The organism is Microvirgula curvata (assembly GCF_054781615.1).
The window spans coordinates 311,429-335,629 of the sequence record NZ_BAAGUB010000035.1 but is presented as its reverse complement, the minus strand read 5'-3'; the positions used below and the strand labels follow the sequence as shown (position 1 = coordinate 335,629).

Genomic DNA, 24,201 nt, shown 5'->3' with positions numbered 1-24,201 from the left:
GACTCACTGGCCGACAGTGAATGGCAGGCGGTATTCGTGCCCGTCTACCACGAAGCTGCCGATCCAGTCGCTGGAGCCGGTCACGCAGACCGGCAGCGTGATCCTGGCGCGCCAGCGACCGTCTCCCGCCGGCACGAAGCGGTAGCGGGCAACGCCCATGCTCATGCCGACCATGTCGAAACCGGCGGTCGGCGTCGCGTCGGCGCCGGCGATCTCGACCACGAACGGCGCGCTGTGCTGTGGCGGCGACACGAAGGTCAGGGTTGCGCCGCTGTCCCCCAGCGCACAGGCCTGCGCAAGATCCGGGCAGCGCAGTTCGACCGCAGCGACCGTGTCGGTGCGGTTGTGCCACCAGTACCAGGCGACACCGGCCTTGATCAGCGCCAGCACGATCAGGGCCAGCGCGACCAGCAGCAGTTTGCGTCTCGGAACCGGGCCGCTCATCGCCAGGCACTCCGCATGCAGGCGACGCCGTGCGCGCCCGCTTCGCGGGCACGATCGAGGTCCGTGACGGACAGACCGCCGAGCGCGTAGACCGGCAAGGGCCAGCGGCCGCCGGCCAGTTCGGTGAAGCGGTCCCAGCCCAGCGGCGGCAGGTCCGGGTGCGAGGGCGTCGGCTGCACGTGGCCGAGCATCACGTAGTCCAGTCCCAGGCCGACAGCCTGTTCGATATCGGCCTGACCGTGTACCGAGGCGCCGACCCAGTCACCGGCCGGACGCGCGTCGAGCGCATGCAGCTGGCGGCTGTTCAGGTGCAGGCCGTCGAACGGCCCCGCATCGCTGGCCCCGGCCAGCAGCACCCGTCCGCCGTGCGGGCGGATCAGGGCGGCCAGCTCGGCGGCCAGTGCATGCTGCTGTGCGGTACTCCAGCCGGGTTCGCGCACCACGATCAGCCCGAATGCGGCCGGGTCGGCCGCGACGCGGGCAATCACGGTGTCACGGCCAAGTTCCTGCGCGCAGGTGATCGCCAGCGTGGCCGGCAGTGACAGCGCGCGAAAAATCGGCGTATTGGCCGGCAGCACCGGCGACACGCTCAGCGCATCGGCTGCCCGTTGCCAGGCCCAGGTCTGCCCTTCGCGCGCCTGCGGCTCGCCGCTCCAGCCGGTCACCCGGTGGAAGTCGAGCCGGACATCGGCGTGTTCATAGTGAAAATGCTGGGTCAGCCACGGTGTGGCGTGGGTGACGGTCAGGCCGAGTTCCTCGTCCAGCTCGCGGCACAGCGCCGCGTACGGGGTCTCGCCGGCTTCGATCTTGCCGCCGGGAAACTCCCAGTACCCCGCATACGGCTTGCCTTCGGGGCGGCTGGAAAGAAAAAAGCCGCCGTCGGGCCTGACCAGCACCCCGGCGACGACCTGTGTCCATTTGCGCATGCTGCTTACTTGCCCTCGAGCCGGCGGCGCTCGTATTCGCGCAGCCGCAGGTAAACCGGTTCCGGCACGTACTGGTGGATGACGTCTTCCCAGCCCTTCGGGCCGACCAGTCCGCGCACCATGGTCGAGCTGACCTCGGCGTATTCGCGCGGCGGCAGCAGGAAGATGGTGGTGATGTTCGGATACAGGTCCGAATTCACATAACGCATCGCACGTTCGTATTCGTAATCGCTTGCGGTACGGATGCCGCGCACGATGTAGTTGGCACCGATGGATTGTGCGTAATTGACCAGAAACTGGTTGTCGAACAGCTCCACCCGCAGGTTGTTGTACTGGCGGGTGGTCTCGCGCAGCATGGCCGCGCGGTCCTCGGCGCTGAACGTGCAGAACTTGTCCGGGTTGACCCCGATGGCAACGACCAGTTCGTCAAACAGCTCGACCGCCTGCTCGATCATCCACAGGTGACCATTGGTCACCGGGTCGAAACTGCCCGCATAGACGGCGCGCTTCAATGGACGCTTTCCTTTATGTGACATACGCAACAATCTGCAAAATGTAATCGCTTCACAGGGTCAGCGGCAAAGAATTTTTTGCATTGCGTCATAAGACGCCAGCCGGAAAACCCGAAAGGAATGCCGTCAGCCGCGCCGCAACGCGGCACGCAGGGCGGGAGAATCGGGAAAGGCCTGGTCCTGGGACGGCAGCGACCACCAGGCCCCGCGACGTTCCAGCGCCACAACGAGGCGGGCGCCGACCTGCGGCGCGCGATCGCCGCCGAAGCCGCTGATCTGGATCACGTCCCCGCGCCGCAGCGGCGCGCGAAAGACTTCGTCCACGGTCGCCCAGATCGTCCATGACGGACCGTCGCGGCGAACGGCATCGAGGCGAACGGCCACGACGGCGTCGGCGCCGACATTGAGCAGCTGCCCCGCCTGCGGTGGCGGCAAGGCCTGCGCCGGCAGGGCCAGCCCGCCAGCCAGTGCGGCAATCAGCAGCATGAATCGGGCGCGAGTCGCTATCATCGATCAATCTCCGGGGGACGTCAGGGTCGTGCCGGCAGTTCCCGGCGACGACGGATTCCGCATTATCACGGAGGACGCGGATACAGACAAAGCAGGCTTCCGGACTGCTCATGGGCAGGAGGCAGGTGGTCAGCGCAGCGCCGGGACTCGGGATGGCGTGCAAACGGCAGCCCGCCGGATGGAATTCCGTCCTTTCCGTCCCCGCCGTCGCAGGGCCAGGACCAGTCCGGACCGGCGCTTCCCCCCTGCCGTTTTCTGCTGACGGTGACCCGGCTTCACGCAAAGGGTAGGCAGTCGCGTCATTTTTCACCACAATCCGTCTCTGTCCGATGCGGTCGCCCTGAACACAGGCCTCATCCCATGACATTATCGTGACAAATCCGTTCCGCGCCCGGCACTCTGGAGGAAAGCTATGTTAGATGTCTCGCAGGCCATGCGACGCTGTTGTCTCGCCGTCCTGTCGACTCTGTCCACCCCGGTTTTCGCCGACGATTTGTCCACTGCCCCCCTGACCACATGGATCTCGCTGTCCGCCGTTCTCGCCCTGCTGCTGGCCGCCACGCTGCTGTACCTGCGCCACCAGGGGCAGCGGCTGGGCGATTTGCAGACCAACCATGACGCGCTGATCGAGCAATCGCTGGCCGGCATCTACATCGTGCAGAACGAAATTGTCGTCTACTGCAACCCGCGCGCGGCCGACATGCTCGGCTATACCCAGGACGAAATGACCGGCCTGCCGACTTCCGCGCTGCTGGACGCGGAAGAGCGCGAACGGGTCCGCCTCCAGCTGCAGCGCCGCCGGCGGGACCAGATCATCGACATGCGCTTTCAGCTCCGCCTGCGTCATCGCAATGGCCGCCGCATCGACACCGAGGTCCACAGCCGGCTCGCACCATACCGCGGCGCCGACGCCACCATCGGCATCATGATCGACGTCAGCGACCGGACCGAGGCCGAGCACAAGCAGCGCCTGTCCGACATCGTGTTCGACAACGCCGCCGAAGGCATCCTGCTGACCGATGGCGATGCACGCATCATCGCCGTCAACCGCGCGTTCACCCGCATTACCGGCTACGAGGCCGACGAGGTGGTCAACCGCCGTTCGCGCCTGTTCCGCGTCGACCACATGGGCCGGGCGATCAACCGCCAGATGCTGCAGTCCCTGGATGAGCAGGGCTGCTGGCAGGGCGAGTTCCTCGATCGCCATCGCAATGGCCGCCTGTATCCGGTCCGGCTGTCGATCAGCGCCGTGCATGACCCGGAAGGCGAGCTGATCAACAACGTCTGCGTATTCAACGACATCAGCCAGCACAAGGACGCCGAGGACCGGCTGGTCTTCCTCGCCACCCACGACCCGCTGACCCGGCTGACCAACCGCGCCGAATTTCTCACCCGGCTGCAGACCACCTGCGAAGGGACATCGGCCACGGCATTCGCCCTGCTGTTCATCGATCTCGACCGCTTCAAGCTGGTCAACGACGGCTTCGGCCACAGCGGCGGCGACGACCTGCTGCGCGTGATCGCCGCCCGGCTCAACTATGCGGTCGGCAAGGATGCGCTGCTGAGCCGGGTCGGCGGCGACGAATTCACCGTGCTGACCAATACCGGCGATCGCGCGAAGCTGGCGCTGCAGGTCGAGCACCTGCTGGACGAACTGGCCCAGCCCAGCGTGCTCGACGGCAAGGAACTGACCGTCACCGGCTCGATCGGCATCGCCGTCTACCCCGAGGATGGCCACAACGCCCAGACGCTGCTCCGCCATGCGGAAGTGGCGATGTACCGTGCCAAGACCGCCGGCAAGAATACCTATGCGTTCTTCAATGCCAGCATGGTCAGCCAGGCCAGCGAGCGGCTGACCATGGAAAATGCGCTGCGCAACGCCATCACCCGCCAGCAGCTCGAACTCCACTACCAGCCGCAGGTCGATCCGGACTCCGGGCTGATCGTCGCGGTCGAGGCGCTGGCGCGCTGGCACCACCCGGAATGGGGCATGATCCCGCCGTCGCGCTTTATCCCGCTGGCGGAAGAAACCGGCCTGGTGCTGGTGCTCGGCCACTGGGTGATCCGTGCCGCCTGCGAACAGATCGCCCGCTGGGACGCCGCCGGCATTCGCGTGCCCCGGGTGGCGGTCAACCTGTCCGCACGCCAGTTTGCCGACTCCTCGCTGTGCCAGGTCCTGACCGACGCGCTGACCAGTGCCGGCATCGCCCCGCAGCGGATCGAGCTGGAAGTGACCGAAAGCGCGCTGATCGAACAGCCCGACGCGGCGGTCGCCCTGCTGAACGAATTGAAAGCACTGGGCGTGCATCTGGCACTGGACGACTTCGGTACCGGCTACTCCAGCCTGTCGCAGCTGAAGAACCTGCCGCTCGACGCGCTGAAAATCGACCGGACCTTTATCGACGGCGTGCCGAACGACCCGAACGATGTCGCCATTACCGAGGCCATTGTCGCCATGGCCCGGAAGCTGGCGCTGACCGTCGTGGCCGAGGGGGCGGAAACCATCGAACAGCGCGATTTCCTCGCCGCCTGTGGCTGCGATCTGATCCAGGGTTTCTACTACAGCCGGCCGCTGCCGCCGGAAGCGCTCGCCGCCTATATCCGCAGCGGCACCTCGCGGCACAGTGCCACCCGGATGGATCTCTGAGCAACGGCCAGCCGCAGCACGTACAATGCCGGCTTTACCGCCCGGCGGGGCCCCGCCCCGCCGGCCATCACGCAGGATCGTCCGCCCATGTCGCAGAAAAAACTCATTCACGGCTTCCACGCCGTCAACGCCCGGCTGTTCCAGTCGCCGAAAAGCCTGGTCGAGCTGTTCGTCGCCGCCGGCCGTGACGACCGTCGCATGCAGGACGTGCTCGACAAGGCCGCCAGCGAGAACGTGCGCGTGATCAGCGTCGATACCGCCCGGCTCGACGCCATGACCGGCCGCGCGCGCCACCAGGGCGTGGCAGCGGTCATCGACGTCAGCCACCGCATCGTCAATGTCGACGACGTGCTCGACACGCTGAACGAACCGCCGCTGCTGCTGATCCTCGACGGCGTGACCGACCCGCACAATCTCGGTGCCTGCCTGCGCGTGGCCGATGCGATGGGCGTCCACGCCGTCATCGCGCCGAAAGACCGCTCCGCCGGCCTGAACGCCACCGTCAGCAAGGTGGCATGCGGCGCGGCCGAGGTCGTGCCGTACGTGCAGGTGACCAATCTGGCCCGCTGCCTGCGCGACATCAAGGACCGCGGCATCTGGATCGCCGGCACCGACATGGACGCCAGCACCGACCTCTACCACTGCGATGCCGCCGGTCCGCTGGCCTGGGTCATGGGCTCGGAAGGTGAAGGCATGCGCCGCCTGACGCGCGAACATTGCGATCTGCTGGTCAGCATCCCGATGTTCGGCACGGTGGAAAGCCTGAACGTGTCGGTCGCCACCGGCATGGTACTCAGCGAATCGCGCCGGCAGCGCGTACTGGCCGCCGGCTGAGCCATACTGAAGCCATGAAACGCCTTCTCGATCCCGTCATGCTGCTGGCCGCCATCGTGTGGCTGGCGGCGCTGGCCATCGCGCCCGACGCGTTTGCCGGCATGCAGCCGATGCCCCGCGCATCGGTGTCGACGCAGATCGGGCACCCCCAGGCCGCCGGCCGCTGCCACAGCCCGTCGGCCATGGCGGCGGACGACACCACGCCGTCATCCTGCGCGCCCCATGCCGGTGGCGGCACCCACGCCTGCTGCCCGCAGGCGGTACCGATGGCGGGCGGCATGGCCGTCTCGCTGCCCTTCACCCCGCAGCGGCGCACGGCCCCGACCCCGCCGCTGCGCTCGCGCGCGCTGCCGCCGCCGGACGAACCGCCCCGCGCCTGATCTTTCCTGCCTGCCACTGCCTGCCGTCCTGACGGCAGGGATTCGACTCTGAAAGGAATGATCATGCAAAGACGCACTCTCCTCGCCGCCCTGGCGAGCGCCCCGCTGTGGCCGCTGGCCGCCCGCGCCAATCCGCACGCCGGTCACGGCATGCCGATGCACGACAGCATGCCGATGAACGGCATGGCCGCCATGCATGCCCCCTCGTCGTCGCCGGACGCCCTGCCGCCGGCGGGGCAGCCACTGGCTACCCTGCCCCGGCTGGCCAACCGCAGCACCGAGGCCGGCACGTTCAGCGGCGTCATCGATATCGCGGAAACCCGGCATGCACTGCTGCCGGGTGCGCCGACCCGGCTGTGGAGCTACAACGCCGGGCCGCTTGGCCCGCTGATCGAGCTGAATGCCGGCGACCGGGTCGCCATCACGCTGAACAACCGCCTGCCCGAAGAAACGACCGTGCACTGGCACGGTCTGCCGGTCGATCCGCGCGTCGATGGCCATCCGCGCGATGCCATTGCACCGGGCGGCTCGTTCCGTGCCGGATTCACCCTCCCCGACGACCTGTCCGGCACCTTCTGGTATCACCCGCATCCGCATGGCCTGACTGCGCGCCAGGTGGCGATGAGCCTGGCCGGTCCCGTCATCATCCGCCATCGCAACGATCCGTTCGCCGGCCTGCCGGAGTCGCTGCTGGTCATCAGTGACCAGCGCTTCGATCGCGACAACCAGGTGGCCGCGCACACGCCGGCCGACTGGATGGACGGCCGCGAAGGCGAAGTGGTGCTGGTCAACGGCCAGTACCGGCCGCGACTCGATGTCGCGCCGAACGAAACCCGCCGCCTGCGCGTGCTCAATGCCTGCGCGGCACGCTATCTGCTGCTGTCGCTGCCCGGCGCGACCCTGACCCGGGTCGGCACCGATGGCGGCGCGCTGGCCCGGCCGGAAACCGGTCTGTCGCAGTTGCTGCTGACCCCGGGCGAACGCACCGAACTGCTGGTGACCTTCCCGGCCCGGGTCGGCCAGTCGCTGCAACTGGTTTCGCTGCCGTATGCGCGCGGCAAGATGATGCAGCCGGAGCAGACCGCGGCACTGCCGCTGATGACCGTCGCCGTCGCCGACCGTGCGCCGGCAGCGGCCTTCAGCCTGCCGGCGCAGCTGGCGACGATCGTGCCACTGGGCCGGCCGGACATCCGCCGCCGCGTTGTGCTGTCGGAGCGGCCGATGGACCACCGCATGGCCGGTGGCGGCATGATGGCCATGATGAAAAACATGTTCCTGATCGACGGCAGAACCTACGACATGAACCGTGTCGACCTGAGCGGCAAGGTCGGGCAGATCGAGGAATGGGAGGTGGTCAATGACAGCCATATGGATCATCCGTTCCATCTGCATGGCGGCCAGTTCCAGCTGATCGCCCGCAACGGCAAGCCACAGCCGCCGAGCTGGCGCGATACGGTCAATCTGGCACCGCGCGCCAGCCTGACCCTGCGCGTGCGCTTCGACACCCCGGGCGAGCGCCTGTACCACTGCCATATCCTCGAACATGAGGATCTCGGCATGATGGGCACGCTGGCCGTGCACGCGTAAACCGGAAACGGCTGAACTTCCCCGCGCGGGAGTCGATAAACTACCGGGAAGGCCGCCTGCGCGGCGGCCTCTCCCGATACCCGTCGTCCGCCCCGGGGTTAGCCGCGGACCGCCCGGACCAGTACAATCCCGGCACCTGACTCTGACCGCCCGCCATGCTACCGATCCAGCCCACCCTGACCATCCGGGACTTGTCCCCGGGCCAGCTCGGCCAAGTCCTTCGCGACGTCCGGCCGATCCTGGAGGTCAATCCGACGCCGGCCCGCCTGCCCGACCTGAAACCGGGCGAGCAGGTATCGGCACGCGTGGTGGACAACCTCGCCGGCAACCGTTTCCTGGTGCTGGTCAAAAACCAGTTACTGACCCTGAACCTCGGCCGCGGCCAGATGCTGGCGGCCGAACCGGGCGCCACGCTGAAACTGACCGTGGCGCAGGTCACGCCGCGGCTGTCATTCCGGCTGGAAAGCGAACCGGTCCAGGAGCAGAGCGACCGCCAGCTGTCGCGGGTGACCCTGTCCGGCGCCTCGCGCTATCTGGGTGCCCTGCTGACCCAGGCCAGTCGTGGCGCCGAACCGGCTGTGCGCGAACCGTTGCTGCCGCAACCGGGCCAGCGCCCGGCGGCCGGCGGCGCCAATGCCGCGCCAACGCCGGCAGCCACGCAACTGGGGCCGATCATGCTGGCCAACGGCCAGGTCAACACCCGGGCACTGGCCGGCGCGCTGCAGCAGATGCTGTCCGGCAGCGGCACCTTCTACGAGGCGCATCTGGCCGAGTGGGTGCAGGGCAAGCGCACGCTGGAGCAGGTCCGGGCCGAGCCGCAGGCGAAGCTGGAACTGCCGAAGGCCACACTGGCACTGCTGCACCAGCAACGCACAGACGACGATCCGGCCCAGGCCACCGGCAAGGCCGGCGATGAGGTCGACAGCGCCCGCCACCAGAACGCCAATGCCGCACTCGGGCAACTGGTCGCACGCCAGCTCGACACACTGGAACACCGCCAGGTGCTGATGCAGGGCGCGGCCTGGCCGGAGCAGCCGTTCGAGTGGCTGATCGAGGAAGACAAGACCGCGCCGGACCGCGAAGCCGACGGCCGCGAGGAGGCCCCGCGCCGCTGGGTCAGCCGGCTGGCGCTGAACCTGCCGTCACTCGGCGCCATCGAGGCACGCATCACGCTGGACGGTCAGGGTGTACAGATCCGCATGGATGCGCTCGACCCGCGCACGGCAGCCCGCATCGCCGCCGAGCGCGACCGCCTCCAGCATCAATTGAGCGAAACCGGACTTACCCTGCTGCAGTACTCCGTGAACCGGGAGGCAACATGAGCCGCCGCGACGCCGAACGCCAGAGCGCCGTGGCGCTGGCCTACCGCCAGGGCTCGGTCGCGCCGCGCGTGGTGGCCAAGGGCCGGGGCGAGATGGCCGCCCGCATCATCGAACGCGCCAGGGCGTCCGATGTCTTCGTCCACGAGTCGCCGCAACTGGTCAATCTGCTGATGCAGGTCGATCTCGACAGCCAGATCCCGTCCGAGCTGTACCAGGCTGTGGCGGAAGTACTCGCCTTTGTCTACTACCTGGAACGGCAGGCGGCCGGTGCCGACGAAGAAAACCCGCCGCAACTCCCCGACTGGATATCTCCGCCGACGACCCCATGATGTACTGGTCCGATGCGCGGTCGCGGGCGACCGCATCGGTATAATCCCCGCTTCGTCCGCCCCACCCGGTCCAGAATCGCAGCCCATGTCGTCAGTCCTTCCCGTTCCCGGTCAGAAACACTCCCTTGGTCATCTGCCTCCCGGCGCCGACAGCGCCCGGCTGGCGGCCATCGCCCGCGATGGCGGGCGCCCGCTGCTGGTCCTGACCGCCGACGCGCACAGCGCACGCCGGCTGGCCGACGAAATGCTGTTCTTCGCGCCGTCATTGCGGATCGCCTATCTGCCGGACTGGGAAACCCTGCCGTACGACCACTTTTCGCCGCACGCCGATCTGGTGTCGGAACGACTGGCGACACTGTGGAAACTGCGCCAGGGTCAGGCCGACGTAGTGGTCGCCTCGGCCGCCACGGCGATGATGCGGCTGTCGCCGTTCGAGTACCTGGCCGGACGCACCTTCTTCCTCAAGGTCGGTGACACGCTCGATGTCGAGCGCCTGCGCGCCGACCTGACGCGGGCCGGCTATACCCATGTGACCCAGGTCTATGCGCCGGGCGAGTTCTCGATTCGCGGCGGGCTGGTCGACCTGTTCCCGACCGGCAGCAATCTGCCGTACCGCATCGACCTGTTCGGCGACGAAATCGAAACCCTGCGGACCTTCGACGTCGACACCCAGCGCACCGTTTACCCGGTGCAGGACATCCGCCTGCTGCCGGCGCGCGAGTTCCCGACCGACAACGACGGCGTCACCACCTTCCGCCAGCATTTCCGCGAAACGTTCGAGGGTGATCCGTCGCGCTGCCGGCTGTACAAGGACATCTCGGCCGGCAGCGTGCCGGCCGGCATCGAGTACTACCTGCCGCTGTTCTTCGACACCACCTCGACGCTGTTCGACTATCTCGGCGACAACGCCGCCATCGCCATGCACGCCGACACGCTGGCGACCGCCGAGGGCTTCTGGCGCGAGGTACAGAGCCGCTACGACCTGCTGCGCGGCGAAACCGCCCGCCCGTGCCTGCCGCCGGACCAGCTTTATCAGCGCCCCGATGCACTGATGAGCGCGCTGAAGCCGTATCCGCGGCTGGCCATCGACACCGAAGGCGCGCTGCCGGACGATGTCGCCCTGCTGCCGGACCTGAACGTCGACCGCCGCGCCGACGTGCCGGTCGCCCGCCTCAAGCAGTTCGTCGACAGCACCGACACCCGGGTACTGCTGATCGCGGAAAGCCTGGGCCGGCGCGAAACCATTTACCAGTTGCTGGCCGAATACGGGCTGAAGCCGACCCCGCTGGACAGCCTGGCCGACTTCGTCGACGGCAACGTCCGTTGCGCGCTGCTGGCCGGCACGCTGACGCGCGGCTTTGTCGACCGCGCGGCCGGTCTGTCCTTCATCACCGAATCCGACCTGTACCAGACCGTGGCACGCACGCCGCGCCAGCAGCGCAAGCGCAGCAACACCGACGCCATGCTGCGCGATCTGGCCGAGGTCAAGGTCGGCGATCCGGTCGTGCATGAAACCCACGGCATCGGCCGCTACCTGGGGCTGGAGTCACTCGATCTCGGCGAAGGGCTGACCGAGATGATGACCATCGAGTACGCCGACAGCGCCAAGCTGTACGTACCGGTGGCGCAATTGCACATGATCAGCCGTTACGCCGGCTCGGCCAGTGACAATGTCCAGCTGACCCGGCTCGGCAGCAGCCAGTGGGACAAGGCGCGCAAGCGCGCGGCCGAAAAGGCGCGCGACACCGCGGCCGAACTGCTGAATCTGTACGCCCAGCGTGCCGCCCGCGCCGGCCACGCCTTCACCATCAGCCCCAACGACTACGACGCCTTCGCCGCCGGCTTCGGCTTCGAGGAAACCGCCGACCAGCAGGCCACCATCGAGGCTGTCATCGCCGACATGAGCGCGGAGAAGCCCATGGACCGGCTGGTCTGTGGCGACGTCGGCTTCGGCAAGACCGAAGTCGCGTTGCGCGCCGCCTTTATCGCCGCCATGGCCGGCCGCCAGGTCTCGGTACTGGTACCGACCACGCTGCTGGCCGAACAGCATGCACAGAGCTTTGCCGACCGTTTTGCCGACTGGCCGGTCAAGGTCGCCGAACTGTCGCGCTTCCGCTCGGCCAAAGAGCAGAAGGCCACCCTGGCCGGGCTGGCCGACGGCTCGGTCGACATCGTCATCGGCACCCACCGGCTGGTCCAGCCGGACGTGGTGTTCAAGCGCCTGGGGCTGGTCATCATCGACGAGGAGCACCGCTTCGGCGTGCGCCAGAAGGAACAGCTGAAACGGCTGCGCGCCAATGTCGACGTGCTGACGCTGACCGCAACGCCGATTCCGCGCACCCTGGCCATGTCGCTGGAGGGGCTGCGTGACTTCTCGGTCATTGCCACGGCGCCAAGCCGCCGGCTGTCGGTCAAGACCTTCGTCAGCCCGCTGTCCAATGGCGTGATCCGCGAAGCCGTGCTGCGCGAACTCAAGCGCGGCGGCCAGGTGTTCTTCCTCTACAACGAGGTCGAAACCATCGAGAACATGCGCGAGAAGCTGGTCGAGCTGCTGCCCGAGGCCCGGGTCGGCGTCGCCCACGGCCAGCTGCGCGAGCGCGAGCTGGAACAGGTGATGCGCGACTTCAACCAGCAGCGCTTCAACGTGCTGCTGTGCTCGACCATTATCGAAACCGGCATCGACATCCCGAATGCCAACACCATCCTGATCCACCGCGCCGACAAGTTCGGTCTGGCGCAGTTGCACCAGCTGCGCGGCCGGGTCGGCCGCTCCTACCACCAGGCATATGCCTACCTGCTGACACCGGAGAACATCAGCCGCGATGCGCAGAAGCGGCTGGAGGCGATCCAGGCGATGGAAGACCTCGGCAGCGGCTTCTACCTGGCCATGCACGATCTGGAAATCCGCGGCGCCGGCGAAGTGCTCGGCGAAGGCCAGTCCGGCGAAATGCAGGAAGTCGGCTTTGGCCTGTACACCGAGATGCTGAAGGCGGCGGTCAAGGCGCTGAAGAAGGGCCAGGAGCCCGATCTCGACCAGCCGCTGGGCGTGACGACCGAGATCAATCTGCACGCCCCGGCACTGCTGCCGGACGACTACTGCCCGGACGTTCATGAACGGCTGGTGCTGTACAAGCGGCTGGCCAGTTGCGACACCGGTGCCGACATCGACGAAATCCACGAGGAGCTGATCGACCGCTTCGGCCTGCCGACACCGCCGGTCAAACTGCTGATCGACAGCCACCGCCTGCGCCTGCTGGCGCGCGATCTCGGCGTCAGCCGCTGCGACGCGTCGGACACGGCGATCCAGCTGACCTTCTCCAGCCAGACGCCGGTCGAGCCGATGAAGATCATCGGTCTGATCCAGAGCAAGCGGAACTACAAGCTCGCCGGCCAGGACAAGCTGCGGGTCGAAGCCACGCTGAACGACCCGGCCATGCGTGCGGTGCGGGTCAAGGAACTGCTGAAGGAACTGGCGGCGTAACGCCACCAGCGCCCTGCACGGCTACGCCGCCGCAAACACCCAGCAGTCGTTGGCCGGAAACTCGACCCAGTACTCTCCGGCCTCTCGTGGCATGTGGCCAAAGGCGCGGAAGCGCAGATCGCCACGGTCGAACAGATACTCCCAGCGGTCGCCGAGGTACATGGCCGTCACCAGCCGGGCGCGGACCCGGTTGTCTCCGGGGCCGTCAGCCACGCTGACGCGTTCGAGCCGGATCACCGCCTGCGCACCGGCGCCGACGGTGACATGGTCGATCGCCTGCCCGGACAGCTCCCAGTCCGCGCCGGCAATGCGCACCCGGTGGCCATCGACCGCGGCCACCCTTGCTGTCAGCTTGTTGTTGCTGCCCATGAACTCGGCGCTGTACAGCGATTTCGGCGTGGCATACAGCTCGGCCGGCGTGCCCTCCTGCTCGATGCGGCCGTTCTTCAGCAACAGGATGCGATCGGACATCGCCATCGCCTCGGTCTGGTCATGGGTCACGCACAGCGCCGACAGCCCGAGTTCGATGATCAGCGCGCGCAGCCAGGCACGGGCCTCCTCGCGCAGCTTGGCGTCCAGGTTGGACAGCGGCTCGTCGAGCAGGATGACCGGCGGGTTGTAGACCAGCGCACGGGCAATGGCGACCCGCTGCTGCTGGCCCCCCGACAACTGGAACGGAAAGCGCCCGGCCAGTTGCGCCAGCCCCAGCTGCGTCAGCACCTGGTCGACGCGCTGGCGGATTTCGGCCGTGCCGACCCGGCGCAGTTTGAGGCCATAGGCCACGTTGTCGAATACCGAACGGTGCGGCCACAGCGCATAGAACTGGAACACCAGCCCGAGTGCGCGCTGCTCGACCGGCAGGTTGTGCGCACTGGCGCCGTCATACAGCAGTTTGCCATCGAGCAGGATCTTGCCATCCGACGGTTGTTCCAGCCCGGCCACGGCGCGCAGCAGCGTGGTCTTGCCGCTGCCGGACGCGCCGAGCAGCGACACCACTTCTCCGGCCTTGAGCTGGAATGACACGCCATTGAGAATCGGATGGGCGTCGTAGCTCAGGTGCAGATTTTCGACAACAAGCTTAGTCATGAAGTTTCACTCCGAAACGCAGGGCGACCGCCAGACCGGCGCCGACCATGGCAATGTTGATGACCGACAGGGCCGCGACCTGATCGACCGCGCCGGTTGCCCACAGCGACACCAGCAGCGAACCGATCACCTCGGTGCCCGGCGACAGCAGATAGACCGCCGTCGAGTATTCCCGCTCGAAAATCATGAAGATCAGCAGCCAGCTGGCCAGCAGCCCGTAGCGGATCAGCGGCAGCGTGATATCGCGGCTGGTTCGGCCGCGGCTGGCGCCGACGCTGCGCGCGGCCTCCTCCAGTTCGGGCCCGACCTGCATCAGCGCGCCCTGGACCAGCCGCATCCCGTAGGCCAGCCAGACCACGGTGTAGGCCAGCCAGATCGAGAACATCGAGTTCCGCAGCTCCTTCAGCCCCGGCACGAACAGGAACACCCACAGGAAGGCCAGGCCGGCGAGGATGCCCGGCACTGCGCGCGGCAGCAGCACGATGTAGTCGAGCAGCCGGCTGCCGCCATCGGCACGCCGGTGGCCGGCAAAGCCGATCGCGGTATACGCGGCCACCGCCACCAGCCCGCCGATCACGCCGACCCCCAGGGTATTGGTGATGGCGCGCACCATATTGTCCTGCTCGAACAGGTCGGTGAAATTGGACAGCGTCAGCGAGTCGAGCAGCGATACGCCATCGCCCCAGTGGCTGACGAAAGCGCGCAGCACGATGCCGGACAGGGGCACCAGCACGGTCACTGCCAGCCACAGGCCGATGATGGCGAATGCCAGCCAGCGCCAGTTGCCGAGCGGCAGCGGCTGCTGGCGTGCGGCCTTGCCCTTGATCGACACATACTTGCTGGCGCTGCGCAGCAGCCGGCGCTGCAACAGCACCAGCGGGAAAGTGGCCGCCACGATGCACATCGCCACCGCCGCCATCAGGTGATAGGACGGAATGCCGAGCTTGTTGGTCAGCTTGTACAGATAGGTCGCCAGCACCAGGTGCCCCTCGGGGTCGCCGAGCACCAGCGGCAGGCCGAAAATCTCGAAGCCGAGGAAGAACACCAGCACACCGGAGAACATCAGCGAGGGCATCACCATCGGCAGGCTGACATCGCGCGCCACCCGGAACGGCGTCGCTCCGGAGATTCTCGCCGCCTCCTCGACATCGGCGCCGAGATTGCGCAGCGCGGCCGAGGCATACAGGTACACGTGCGGAACATGGGTCAGGCCGGCGATCAGCGCAATGCTGGACAGGGTGTAGATGTTCCACGGCACATCGCCGAACAGATTGCGCCACCACAGCGAGTAGAAGCCGACCGGACCGGTGGCGACCACATAGCCGAATGCCAGCACCATCGGCGACACGAACACCGGCGTCAGCAGCAGCGGTTCCAGCCAGCGACGGCCGGGCAGATTGGTGCGCACCATCAGGAAGGCCAGCAGCCCGCCCAGCGGCACGGCGATGACCAGCATGCCGGCGGCAATGGCGACCGAATTGCCCAGCGCCGACCAGAAGTCCGGGTCATCGAAAATGAAACGGTAGGCATCGAGACTCAGTGTCTTGTCCGGCATGAAGAACGGTGCGGACAGCAGGCTCTGGTACACGATCAGCGACAGCGGCATCAGCACCGCCACCAGCACTAGGCCGATGGTCAGCCAGCGCGAGGGGGTCAGCTGCCGCAGAACGGGCGGCAGGCGCAGCGGGGCCTGCGCAGGCGCCAGGGTCGGCGCCGACGGGAGAGGGGAAGTCATGGGTGTGTTCCTGGTGGACGCCGCCGCGGGCATCCGGCCGCGCGGCGGGCGTCGATCGGTGTTACTTGGCGAGAGCCTGCTTCCAGGTCTTCAGGAATTCCAGACGCTTGGCCTGATCCAGATACACCAGCAGTCCGGTGCCGACCTGGATCGGCTTGAGGCTGTTGCCAAGCTGGCGCGTCAGGCCCGCCATCGACGTCTCGCCGGTCACGTCGGCACGGATGGCAAACAGGTCGGCCTGGTTGGCGAGCAGGGTCTGTCCGCGCTTCGACAGCAGGTAGTCGGTCCACAGCCGCGCCGCATTCGGCGAGCGTGCGCTCTTCGAAATCACCGACAGCCGGCTGACCACCAGCGTGTAGTCCTTCGGATACACATAGCCGATCGACGGGTCCTTCTTGGCCTTGGTGAACGCATAGGAGCCAATGATGTTGTAGCCGATCAGGTTCTCGCCGGACGAGATGCGTTCCAGCATCGCCCCGGTACTCGACTGCACCTTGAGACCGGTCGCCCCCAGCGCGCGGATCAGATCCCAGGTGGCATTGCCGGCCACGCGGTAGTCCTGGGTCAGGTAGTTGAAGCCGACGCCGGACTTCTCGATATCGTAGGTGGTGACCTTGCCGGCGAATTTCTTCGGATTGGCGCGGACAATGCGGGCCAGATCGGCATGGGTCTGCGGAATTTCGGCAGCGGTCAGCAACCGCTTGTTGTAGACGATGGCAATCGGCTCGAAGGTGGTGCCATAGGCAAGGCCCTGGTAATGCGCCCAGCCCGGCAGGTTTGCCACTTCCGGCGACGCATAGCTGGCGGCAAAACCGTCATTGACCAGCTTGACCTGCAGGTCCATCGCCGAACTCCACAGCACGTCGGCGGAGCCGCCGCCTGCGGCAGCCCCGCTGATGAAGCGGTTGTACAGCTCGGTGCTGTTCATGTCGTTGTATTCGACCCGGACGCCCGGATAGAGCGCTTCGAAGTCCTTGATCAGCGGGCGGACGGCGGCGGTATCGGTCGTCGAGTAGACCACGACCTTGCCTTCCTTGCGCGCGGCGGCAATCTGGTTGCTGTAGCTGGCCGGATAGCCGGGCGGCAGCGGATCGGCCAGGGCAGTGGCGGCGGTACAGGCCAGCGCAGCGGCCAGCGCGAGTTGCTTGAATCGCTTCATGCAGAATCTCCTTGTGGGCTGACGACCGGCCGCCGTTGTGCCCGGCGATCGCGGCCCCGGCGGCACCAGCGCCGCCCGGAATGTCAGTTGTGTGACACGAGAATAGGCAGTCGCCGCTTTCGATTCGCTTTCAACCCGGCCCGCCTGCGGATTATTTTCATTGTGCATTGCGGGAGTCGCTACACTGGATTTCCCGTTTTTCCATCGCTCCGTCACCATGCGCATCCTGCTTGTCGAAGACCACCTGCCACTGGCCGAATCGCTGACCCGCGCCCTGAGCCAGGCCGGCTTCAGTGTTGACTGCATGCACAACGGCGCCGACGCCGACCATGTACTGCACACCCAGGACTACGCACTGGTCATCCTCGATCTGGCGCTGCCGCGGCTGGACGGCTGGGAAGTGCTGCGCCGGCTGCGCGCACGTCGCAACCGGGTGCCGGTCATGATCCTGACCGCACACGGCGCGGTCGGCGACCGGGTGCGCGGGCTGGACCTCGGTGCCGACGACTACCTGCCCAAGCCCTTCGAGCTGGCCGAGCTCGAAGCGCGCGCCCGGGCACTGATCCGCCGCAGCCATGGCCAGGAAAGCAATGTCCACCACTGCGGCCCGCTCAGCTACGACAGTGCCGGCCGCCAGTTCACGCTGGCCGGTGAGCGACTGCAGCTGACGCCGCGCGAACATGCGGTACTGGAAGTGCTGATCCTGCGCGACGGCAAGGCGGTCAGCAAGGACACGCTGTCGGAGAAGATCTTCGGACTGGACGAGTCCAGCAGCGCCGATGCCATCGAGATCTACATCCACCGGCTGCGCAAGAAACTCGGCCACGCCCCGGTCGCCATCGTCACCCTGCGCGGCCTCGGCTATCTGCTGGAAGCGAAATGACACTGTCCAGCCTGCGCCTGAAGCTGGCGGTCTGGCTGCTGCTGCCACTGCTGGCCCTGCTCGGTTTCGACGCCTGGCTGACCTACCAGCGCGCCATGGGCACGGCAAACATGGCTTTCGACCGCACGCTGTTCACCTCGGCCAAGGCCATCGCCGAGGGGGTGCGGCTGGATGGCGACCGCCTGCAGGTCGATCTGCCCTATCTGGCGCTGGAGCTGTTCGAAGCCAATTCCCAGGGGCGGGTGTTCTACCGGGTGGCCGAGGGCAACGGCAGCACGCTGACCGGCTACGCCGACCTGCCGCTGCCGGCCGGCAACGGTCCGCCCGACTTCCGCCCGCAGTACTACGAAGCCCCGTTTCGCGATGACACCCTGCGCCTGATCGCGCTGCGCCAGCCGGTCTACGACGTCAGCCGCGGCAGCCATCGCAGCGTGTGGGTGCTGGTCGGCGAAACCCCGGAACTGCGCCGCCAGCTCGCGCGCGAAATCCTGATCGGCTCGCTGCAGCAGGAAGTGGTACTGGTCTCACTGGCGCTGGCCATCGTGCTGTTCGCCATCGGTCATGGCCTCAAGCCGCTGGACCGGCTGTCGGCAGCGCTCGGCGCGCAGCGGGGCGACAGGCTGCAGGCACTGGACACCCGCGATCTGCCGACCGAAATCCGCCCGCTGGTCACCGCGCTGAATCGGCATGTGGAACGGATGCAGCAGATGCTGAGTGCGCGCCGGCGCTTCTTCGACGATGCCGCCCACCAGCTGAAGACACCGCTGGCCGTCATCCAGGCCCAGACCGAACTGGCACTGCGCGAACAGGACCCGGCCGTGCTGCATCAGCGGCTGCGCGGCCAGCTGCACACGCTGCATCAGGCCTCCCACGGCGTCCAGCAACTGTTGTCGCTGTCACGACTGGAGCCGGACAGCGGTCTGGTGGCCACCAGCGAGCCGGTCGATCTGGCGGCGCTGGCGCGCGACGTGGCACTGGAATGGTCGCCGGTCGCCCGCCGGCATGGCATCGACCTCGGCTACGACGGCGCGCAGCACGCCTGGATGGAGGGCCAGCCGGCCCTGCTGCAGGAAATGATCGGCAACCTGATCGACAATGCCATCCGCCACGCCGGCCCGCGCCTCACCGTCGCCGTCACCACCAGTTCCGACGGACCCCGGCTGGCCGTGATCGACAACGGCCCCGGCATCGCGCCGGCCGAACGCGACAAGGTCTTCAGCCGTTTCTACCGCGTGGCCGGCACCCGGGCCGACGGCAGCGGACTGGGGCTGGCCATCGTGCGCGAAATCGCCCACCGCCATGCGGCCCGCATCCGGCTCGACGATACGCCAGGTGGCGGGCTGACGGTGCACGTCAGCTTTGCCGGTCATCCTGCGCCGCCCTGACCCCTGCGGCCGACAATGGCAATCGGCATGCAATCCGGTCCGGACATGGCACAATGCGCGGACCTCAATCCAAAAGTCATTACGCCATGCGCCGTCTGCTCGCCATTGTCCTGTTCGCCACCTGCCTGATCCGCCCCGCGCTGGCCGCCACGCCCAGTGTCGAGTCCATCGACACCCTGCTGGATGTCACCGGTGCCAGACAGCTGGCCGTGCAGATGTCCGACCAGGCCGGCCAGGTGCTGGAAAACATCAACCAGGAGCTGATCACGGAAATGCAGCTCGATGCCGACCAGCAGAAAGCACTGCGCCTGTATGCCAGCAAGTCGCTGGAAACGATCCGTACCGAACTGAGCTGGGAGGCGCTGCGCCCTGGCTATGTGAAGCTGTACCAGGAAGTGTTCACCCAGGACGAGATCGACCAGCTGATCGCCTTCTACCGCACGCCGACCGGCAAAATGCTGACCACCAAAATGCCGGAAGTCTCGAAGCGGACCACGGCGCAGATCCAGGAGCGCATGAGCGTCATCGTGCCGCGCCTGCAGGCCGCGCTGGCCGAGTCGGTCAAGCAGATGCAGGAAGACAAGGCCGCCCGCAAGCACTGAGCGTCATCGCCGGCCCACGCAATAACGCCACCCCGAGGGGTGGCGTTTCTGTGTCAGGACATGGCAGTTGCCCGCTTACACCTTGTCGTACAGCTTGCCGCCGCCCTTCTTGAACTCGATGGCCTTGGTCTCCATGCCCTGGCGCAGCGCGTCCTGTTCGGCGATACCCTGACGGGCGGCGAAATCGCGCACGTCCTGGGTGATCTTCATCGAGCAGAAGTGCGGGCCGCACATCGAGCAGAAATGCGCGACCTTGGCACTGTCCTTCGGCAGGGTTTCGTCATGGAACTCGCGGGCGCGGTCCGGGTCGAGGCCGAGGTTGAACTGATCTTCCCAGCGGAACTCGAAGCGGGCCTTGGACAGCGCATTGTCGCGGATCTGCGCGCCGGGATGGCCCTTGGCCAGGTCGGCGGCGTGCGCGGCGAGCTTGTAGGTGATGATGCCTTCCTTGACGTCGGCCTTGTTCGGCAGCCCCAGGTGCTCCTTCGGCGTCACGTAGCACAGCATCGCCGTGCCATACCAGCCGATCTGCGCGGCACCGATCGCCGACGTGATGTGATCGTAGCCGGGGGCGATATCGGTGGTCAGCGGGCCCAGGGTGTAGAACGGCGCTTCGTCGCACCATTCCAGCTGCTTGTCCATGTTCTCCTTGATCAGCTGCATCGGCACATGGCCCGGGCCTTCGATCATCACCTGCACATCATGCTTCCAGGCAATCTGCGTCAGTTCGCCCAGTGTCTTCAGTTCGGCCAGTTGTGCCTCGTCGTTCGCATCCTAGACCGAGCCCGGACGCAGGCCGTCGCCAAGACTGAAGCTGACGTCGTAGGCCTTCATGATCTGGCAGATATCGTCGAAGCGGGTGTACAGGAAATTTTCCTGATGGTGGGACAGACACCACTTGGCCATGATCGAGCCACCGCGGCTGACGATGCCGGTCATGCGGTTGGCGGTCAGCGGCACGTGGGCCAGGCGCACGCCGGCGTGGATGGTGAAATAGTCGACCCCCTGCTCGGCCTGCTCGATCAGCGTGTCGCGGAACAGCTCCCAGGTCAGGTCCTCGGCCTTGCCGTTCACCTTTTCCAGCGCCTGATAGATCGGCACCGTGCCGATCGGCACCGGGCTGTTGCGGATGATCCACTCGCGCGTTTCGTGAATATGCTTGCCGGTCGACAGATCCATGATGGTGTCCGCCCCCCAGCGGATGCCCCAGGTCATCTTGTCGACTTCCTCGTTGATCGACGACGTGACGGCCGAATTGCCGATATTGCCATTGATCTTCACCAGGAAATTGCGGCCGATGATCATCGGTTCGACTTCCGGGTGATTGATGTTGGCCGGGATGACGGCGCGGCCGCGGGCGATCTCGTCGCGCACGAATTCCGGCGTGATCTCGGCCGGAATGCTGGCGCCGAAGCTTTCGCCCGGGTGCTGGCGGGTCATGAAGGCCGCCATTTTTTCGCCCTGCGGGCCGCTGGCGCGCAGGCTTTCCAGATACTCGCGGCGACGCAGGTTCTCGCGGATGGCGACGAATTCCATTTCCGGGGTGACGATGCCCTGGCGCGCATAGTGCATCTGGGTGACATTGCTGCCGGCGCGGGCGCGGCGCGGCGTGCGCACCAGTTCGAAGCGCAACGGATCGAGACTGGCATCGGCCAGCCGGCTGCGGCCGAAGGCGCTGGTCAGTTGCGCCAGCCGCTCGGTGTCACCGCGCTCGTCGATCCACGGTGCACGCAGCTCGGGCAGCCCCTTGCGGATATCGATGCGCGCATCCGGATCGGTATAGAGCCCGGACGTGTCATAGACCGTCACCGGCGGATTGGCTTCGACGCCACCGTTCAGCGTGGTATCGGTCAGGCTGATCTCGCGCATCGGCACACGCAGGTCGGGACGCGAGCCCTGCACATAGATTTTCTTCGACGCGGGCAGCGGCTGGATGGCGGCCTGGTCGACATGGGCGTCGTCGGCACGGAAATCGCGGGCGGTCATGGGCAGTTCTCTCTCGGTTTCTGGGTGGCGTTCAGGCCACCCGGTTTGCAGACGCCAGCAGTTCGCGATGCGCTGTCGCGCGGCCGGCCGGGCGTCGGAATGGCGTTACCACCAGGCATGGAAATGATGGACCGGGCCGATACCGTGTCCGACCTGCAGCCGGTCGGCCGCTGTCAGCGCCTCGGTCAGCCAGTGCTTGGCGTCGTGAACGGTCTCGGCCCAGTTGCGTCGCTGCGGCCGCAGCGCCGTCAGCGCGGCGGACAGGGTGCAGCCGGTACCGTGGGTATTGCGGGTGACAACGCGTACCGCCGGGAAGCGTTCGGCGCCATCGCGGGTCACCAGCCAGTCCGGGCTGTCCGCCGTGTTCTCCAGATGACCGCCCTTCATCAGCACCGCGTCAGCCCCCAGCGCCAGCAGGCGCTCGGCCTGGGCCAGCATGCCGTCCTCGTCGCGCACCACCGGCTCGCCCAGCAGCGCGGCGGCCTCCGGCAGGTTCGGGGTGATCAGCGATGCCAGCGGCAGCAGTTCGTCGCGCAGCGCCGCCACGGCATCGGCGGCCAGCAGCGGATGGCCGCCCTTGGCGATCATCACCGTATCCAGCACCAGCCACTTCGGCCGGTACTGGCGAACGCTGGCAGCAACGGCATGGATGATGTCGGCCGTGGCCAGCATCCCGCACTTGGCGGCGTCGATGCGGATATCACTGAACACGGCGTCAAGCTGGGCGGCGACAAAGGCCGGCGGCACCGCGTGCACGCCGGTGACACCGCGCGTGTTCTGCGCGGTCAGCGCGCTGATGACCGACAGGCCATAGGCGCCAAGCGCGGAAAAGGTTTTCAGGTCGGCCTGGATGCCGGCGCCGCCGCCGGAATCGGAGCCGGCGATGGTCAGGGCATGCGGAATGAAGGCGGGATGTTCGGGCAGGGACATCAGGACTCGCTGGCGGACGGGGTGGCGGAAACGTGGCTCAGCGCCCGCAGGGCGGCAGCAGCGGCACGCGGGTCGGCAGCGGCACAAATGGCCGACACCACGGCAATGCCGTCGGCACCGGCCGCATAGACGGCAGCAGCATTCGCGGGGCCGATGCCGCCAATGGCGACCGCCGGCAGCGTTTTCTGCCGCATCAGTTCGCCAAAACCGGCCAGGCCGATCACCGGCGACGCATCCGGCTTGGTGCCGGTCGGGTAGACCGGACCGACGCCCACATAGTCGACCACCCCGGCGTCGACGGCGGCCAGCTGGGCGGCGTTCGACGCCGACAGGCCGACAATGCGCGACGGACCGAGCAGGCGCCGGGCTTCTGCCGCCGGCAGGTCCTGCTGGCCGACATGGACGCCGTCGGCGTCGACCGCCAGCGCCACATCGACCTGGTCATTGATCAGCAGCGGGACATTGGCACAGCGGCACAGCGGCAACAGCGCGCGCGCGGCGTCGACCCACTGCCGTTTCTTCCACTGCGGCGCACGCAGCTGCACCATGGTGACGCCGCCTTCCAGCGCGCTCTCGGTCACCCGGCACATGCCGTCGATGCCGCCGCACAGGTCGGGGTCGAGTACCAGATAGACGGTCAGATCGAGTTCGCGCCTCATGCCGGCAACCTCCGTTCCAGGGTCGGGGCATCGAGTCCGGCCAGCGCATCGAGCAGCGCCACGGCGAAACTGCCGGGACCGGCGGCCTGTTCGGCAGCCTGCTCGCCGGCAATGGCCATCCATGCGCAGGCACTGGCGGCGGCATGCAGCCGGTCCGGCGCCCCGGCCATGCTGGCGGCGACCAGCGCCGACAGCGAGCAGCCGGTACCGGTCACCCGTTGCAGCAGCGGGTGGCCATTGGCGACCGACAGCAGTCGTTCGCCATCGGTAATGTAGTCGGTGGCACCGGTCACCGCGACGACGGCGCCGGTCCGGCGCGCCAGTGCCACGGCGGCACTGACCGCCTCGTCGCTGCCGGCGGTGCTGTCGACGCCGCGGCCGCCATGACCGAGTCCGGCCAGCGCGATGATTTCCGACGCATTGCCGCGGATTGCCGCCGGCGCAAACGCCAGCAGCTCATGGCTGAATGCCGTGCGATAGGCCAGCGCGCCCACGGCGACCGGGTCCAGTGTCCACGGCGTACCGGCCTCGGCAGCGGCGCGAACCGCCAGCAGGATCGCCTCGGCCTGGTGCGAATCCAGCGTCCCGACATTGACCGACAGTGCCGAGGCCACGGCGGCGAACGCGGCAACCTCTTCGCGGGCAACCACCATGGCGGGCGCACACCCGCACGCCAGCAGCACATTGGCGGTAAACGGGGTGACCACGGAATTGGTCAGGCAATGGACCAGAGGCGCCGCGGCGCGGACACGGGCGATCTCGTGCGCGGCACGGGAGGAAGTGAGTGGCGTCGATTCCGACATG

20 protein-coding genes and 1 pseudogene are annotated in these 24,201 nt (G+C 67.2%); 10 read left to right on the top strand and 11 right to left on the bottom strand.

The genetic code is table 11. From position 1 onward, the window contains the following. Window positions 1-3: 3 nt before the first annotated feature. The 4 genes from ACYVG8_RS16495 to ACYVG8_RS16480 form a co-directional block, all read right to left on the bottom strand. Entirely contained in the window at window positions 4-444 is a 441-nt protein-coding gene (locus tag ACYVG8_RS16495; protein WP_281660071.1) for a hypothetical protein, read from the bottom strand. Further along, window positions 441-1,370: a Nudix family hydrolase gene (locus ACYVG8_RS16490; RefSeq protein ID WP_460746324.1), complete on the bottom strand. Its 930-nt coding sequence runs from the start codon at window positions 1,368-1,370 to the stop codon at window positions 441-443. The genes ACYVG8_RS16495 and ACYVG8_RS16490 overlap by 4 nt, the downstream gene beginning before the upstream one ends. A gap of 5 nt (window positions 1,371-1,375) precedes the next feature. Next, on the bottom strand, window positions 1,376-1,906 hold the full coding sequence (coaD, locus tag ACYVG8_RS16485; protein ID WP_107888750.1) for a pantetheine-phosphate adenylyltransferase: 531 nt from the start codon (window positions 1,904-1,906) through the stop codon (window positions 1,376-1,378). A 102-nt stretch (window positions 1,907-2,008) separates the two neighbouring features. Beyond that, window positions 2,009-2,392, bottom strand: a complete 384-nt coding sequence (locus ACYVG8_RS16480) for a hypothetical protein (RefSeq protein WP_146744993.1) — start codon at window positions 2,390-2,392, stop codon at window positions 2,009-2,011. 412 nt (window positions 2,393-2,804) lie between these two features. Between ACYVG8_RS16480 and ACYVG8_RS16475 the strand changes: the two genes are divergently transcribed. From ACYVG8_RS16475 to mfd, 7 genes are all read left to right on the top strand, one after another. Then, complete coding sequence (locus ACYVG8_RS16475) at window positions 2,805-5,039, top strand: putative bifunctional diguanylate cyclase/phosphodiesterase (RefSeq protein ID WP_084299770.1); 2,235 nt, start codon at window positions 2,805-2,807, stop codon at window positions 5,037-5,039. Between the two features lie 87 nt (window positions 5,040-5,126). Beyond that, complete coding sequence (gene rlmB, locus ACYVG8_RS16470; RefSeq protein WP_107888752.1) at window positions 5,127-5,873, top strand: 23S rRNA (guanosine(2251)-2'-O)-methyltransferase RlmB; 747 nt, start codon at window positions 5,127-5,129, stop codon at window positions 5,871-5,873. A gap of 14 nt (window positions 5,874-5,887) precedes the next feature. Further along, window positions 5,888-6,253 carry a hypothetical protein gene (locus ACYVG8_RS16465; RefSeq protein WP_460746322.1) on the top strand — a complete coding sequence of 122 codons (366 nt, stop codon included), beginning with the start codon at window positions 5,888-5,890 and terminating at the stop codon, window positions 6,251-6,253. 63 nt (window positions 6,254-6,316) lie between these two features. Beyond that, window positions 6,317-7,840, top strand: coding sequence for a multicopper oxidase family protein (locus tag ACYVG8_RS16460; RefSeq protein WP_460746320.1), 1,524 nt, complete (start codon window positions 6,317-6,319; stop codon window positions 7,838-7,840). Between the two features lie 155 nt (window positions 7,841-7,995). Next, window positions 7,996-9,162 (top strand): flagellar hook-length control protein FliK, encoded by a 1,167-nt coding sequence (gene fliK / locus ACYVG8_RS16455; protein WP_107888754.1) that lies wholly within the window; start codon window positions 7,996-7,998, stop codon window positions 9,160-9,162. Continuing rightward, on the top strand, window positions 9,159-9,491 hold the full coding sequence (locus tag ACYVG8_RS16450; protein WP_028497926.1) for an EscU/YscU/HrcU family type III secretion system export apparatus switch protein: 333 nt from the start codon (window positions 9,159-9,161) through the stop codon (window positions 9,489-9,491). Before fliK ends, ACYVG8_RS16450 begins: the two co-directional genes overlap by 4 nt. Before the next feature lie 85 nt (window positions 9,492-9,576). Beyond that, the gene (mfd, locus tag ACYVG8_RS16445; protein ID WP_460746319.1) at window positions 9,577-12,972 is read left to right on the top strand and encodes a transcription-repair coupling factor; all 3,396 of its coding nucleotides are present in this window, start codon (window positions 9,577-9,579) and stop codon (window positions 12,970-12,972) included. A 21-nt stretch (window positions 12,973-12,993) separates the two neighbouring features. Here mfd and ACYVG8_RS16440 read toward each other — a convergent pair whose 3' ends face one another. From ACYVG8_RS16440 to ACYVG8_RS16430, 3 genes are all read right to left on the bottom strand, one after another. Further along, a complete protein-coding gene (locus ACYVG8_RS16440) occupies window positions 12,994-14,058 on the bottom strand; it encodes an ABC transporter ATP-binding protein (RefSeq protein ID WP_460746317.1) in 1,065 nt (354 codons plus the stop codon). Continuing rightward, the gene (locus ACYVG8_RS16435; RefSeq protein WP_112691899.1) at window positions 14,051-15,793 is read right to left on the bottom strand and encodes an ABC transporter permease; all 1,743 of its coding nucleotides are present in this window, start codon (window positions 15,791-15,793) and stop codon (window positions 14,051-14,053) included. The genes ACYVG8_RS16440 and ACYVG8_RS16435 overlap by 8 nt, the downstream gene beginning before the upstream one ends. Before the next feature lie 61 nt (window positions 15,794-15,854). Then, window positions 15,855-16,952 (bottom strand): ABC transporter substrate-binding protein, encoded by a 1,098-nt coding sequence (locus ACYVG8_RS16430; protein WP_460746315.1) that lies wholly within the window; start codon window positions 16,950-16,952, stop codon window positions 15,855-15,857. A 217-nt stretch (window positions 16,953-17,169) separates the two neighbouring features. Between ACYVG8_RS16430 and ACYVG8_RS16425 the strand changes: the two genes are divergently transcribed. The 3 genes from ACYVG8_RS16425 to ACYVG8_RS16415 all read left to right on the top strand — a co-directional run bounded on the left by ACYVG8_RS16425 (window position 17,170) and on the right by ACYVG8_RS16415 (window position 19,822). Further along, complete coding sequence (locus ACYVG8_RS16425) at window positions 17,170-17,835, top strand: response regulator (protein WP_107888756.1); 666 nt, start codon at window positions 17,170-17,172, stop codon at window positions 17,833-17,835. Continuing rightward, complete coding sequence (locus ACYVG8_RS16420; RefSeq protein ID WP_460746312.1) at window positions 17,832-19,220, top strand: sensor histidine kinase N-terminal domain-containing protein; 1,389 nt, start codon at window positions 17,832-17,834, stop codon at window positions 19,218-19,220. The genes ACYVG8_RS16425 and ACYVG8_RS16420 overlap by 4 nt, the downstream gene beginning before the upstream one ends. Before the next feature lie 86 nt (window positions 19,221-19,306). Continuing rightward, the gene (locus ACYVG8_RS16415) at window positions 19,307-19,822 is read left to right on the top strand and encodes a DUF2059 domain-containing protein (protein ID WP_028497932.1); all 516 of its coding nucleotides are present in this window, start codon (window positions 19,307-19,309) and stop codon (window positions 19,820-19,822) included. A gap of 75 nt (window positions 19,823-19,897) precedes the next feature. Here ACYVG8_RS16415 and thiC read toward each other — a convergent pair. From thiC to thiM, 4 genes and pseudogenes are all read right to left on the bottom strand, one after another. Then, a pseudogene (gene thiC, locus ACYVG8_RS16410) lies at window positions 19,898-21,691 on the bottom strand (phosphomethylpyrimidine synthase ThiC). 222 nt (window positions 21,692-21,913) lie between these two features. Continuing rightward, entirely contained in the window at window positions 21,914-22,738 is an 825-nt protein-coding gene (gene thiD / locus ACYVG8_RS16405) for a bifunctional hydroxymethylpyrimidine kinase/phosphomethylpyrimidine kinase (protein WP_028497934.1), read from the bottom strand. Further along, complete coding sequence (gene thiE, locus ACYVG8_RS16400; RefSeq protein WP_460746311.1) at window positions 22,738-23,397, bottom strand: thiamine phosphate synthase; 660 nt, start codon at window positions 23,395-23,397, stop codon at window positions 22,738-22,740. The genes thiD and thiE overlap by 1 nt, the downstream gene beginning before the upstream one ends. Then, entirely contained in the window at window positions 23,394-24,200 is an 807-nt protein-coding gene (thiM, locus tag ACYVG8_RS16395; RefSeq protein ID WP_460746309.1) for a hydroxyethylthiazole kinase, read from the bottom strand. Before thiM ends, thiE begins: the two co-directional genes overlap by 4 nt. Window position 24,201 lies beyond the last annotated feature (1 nt).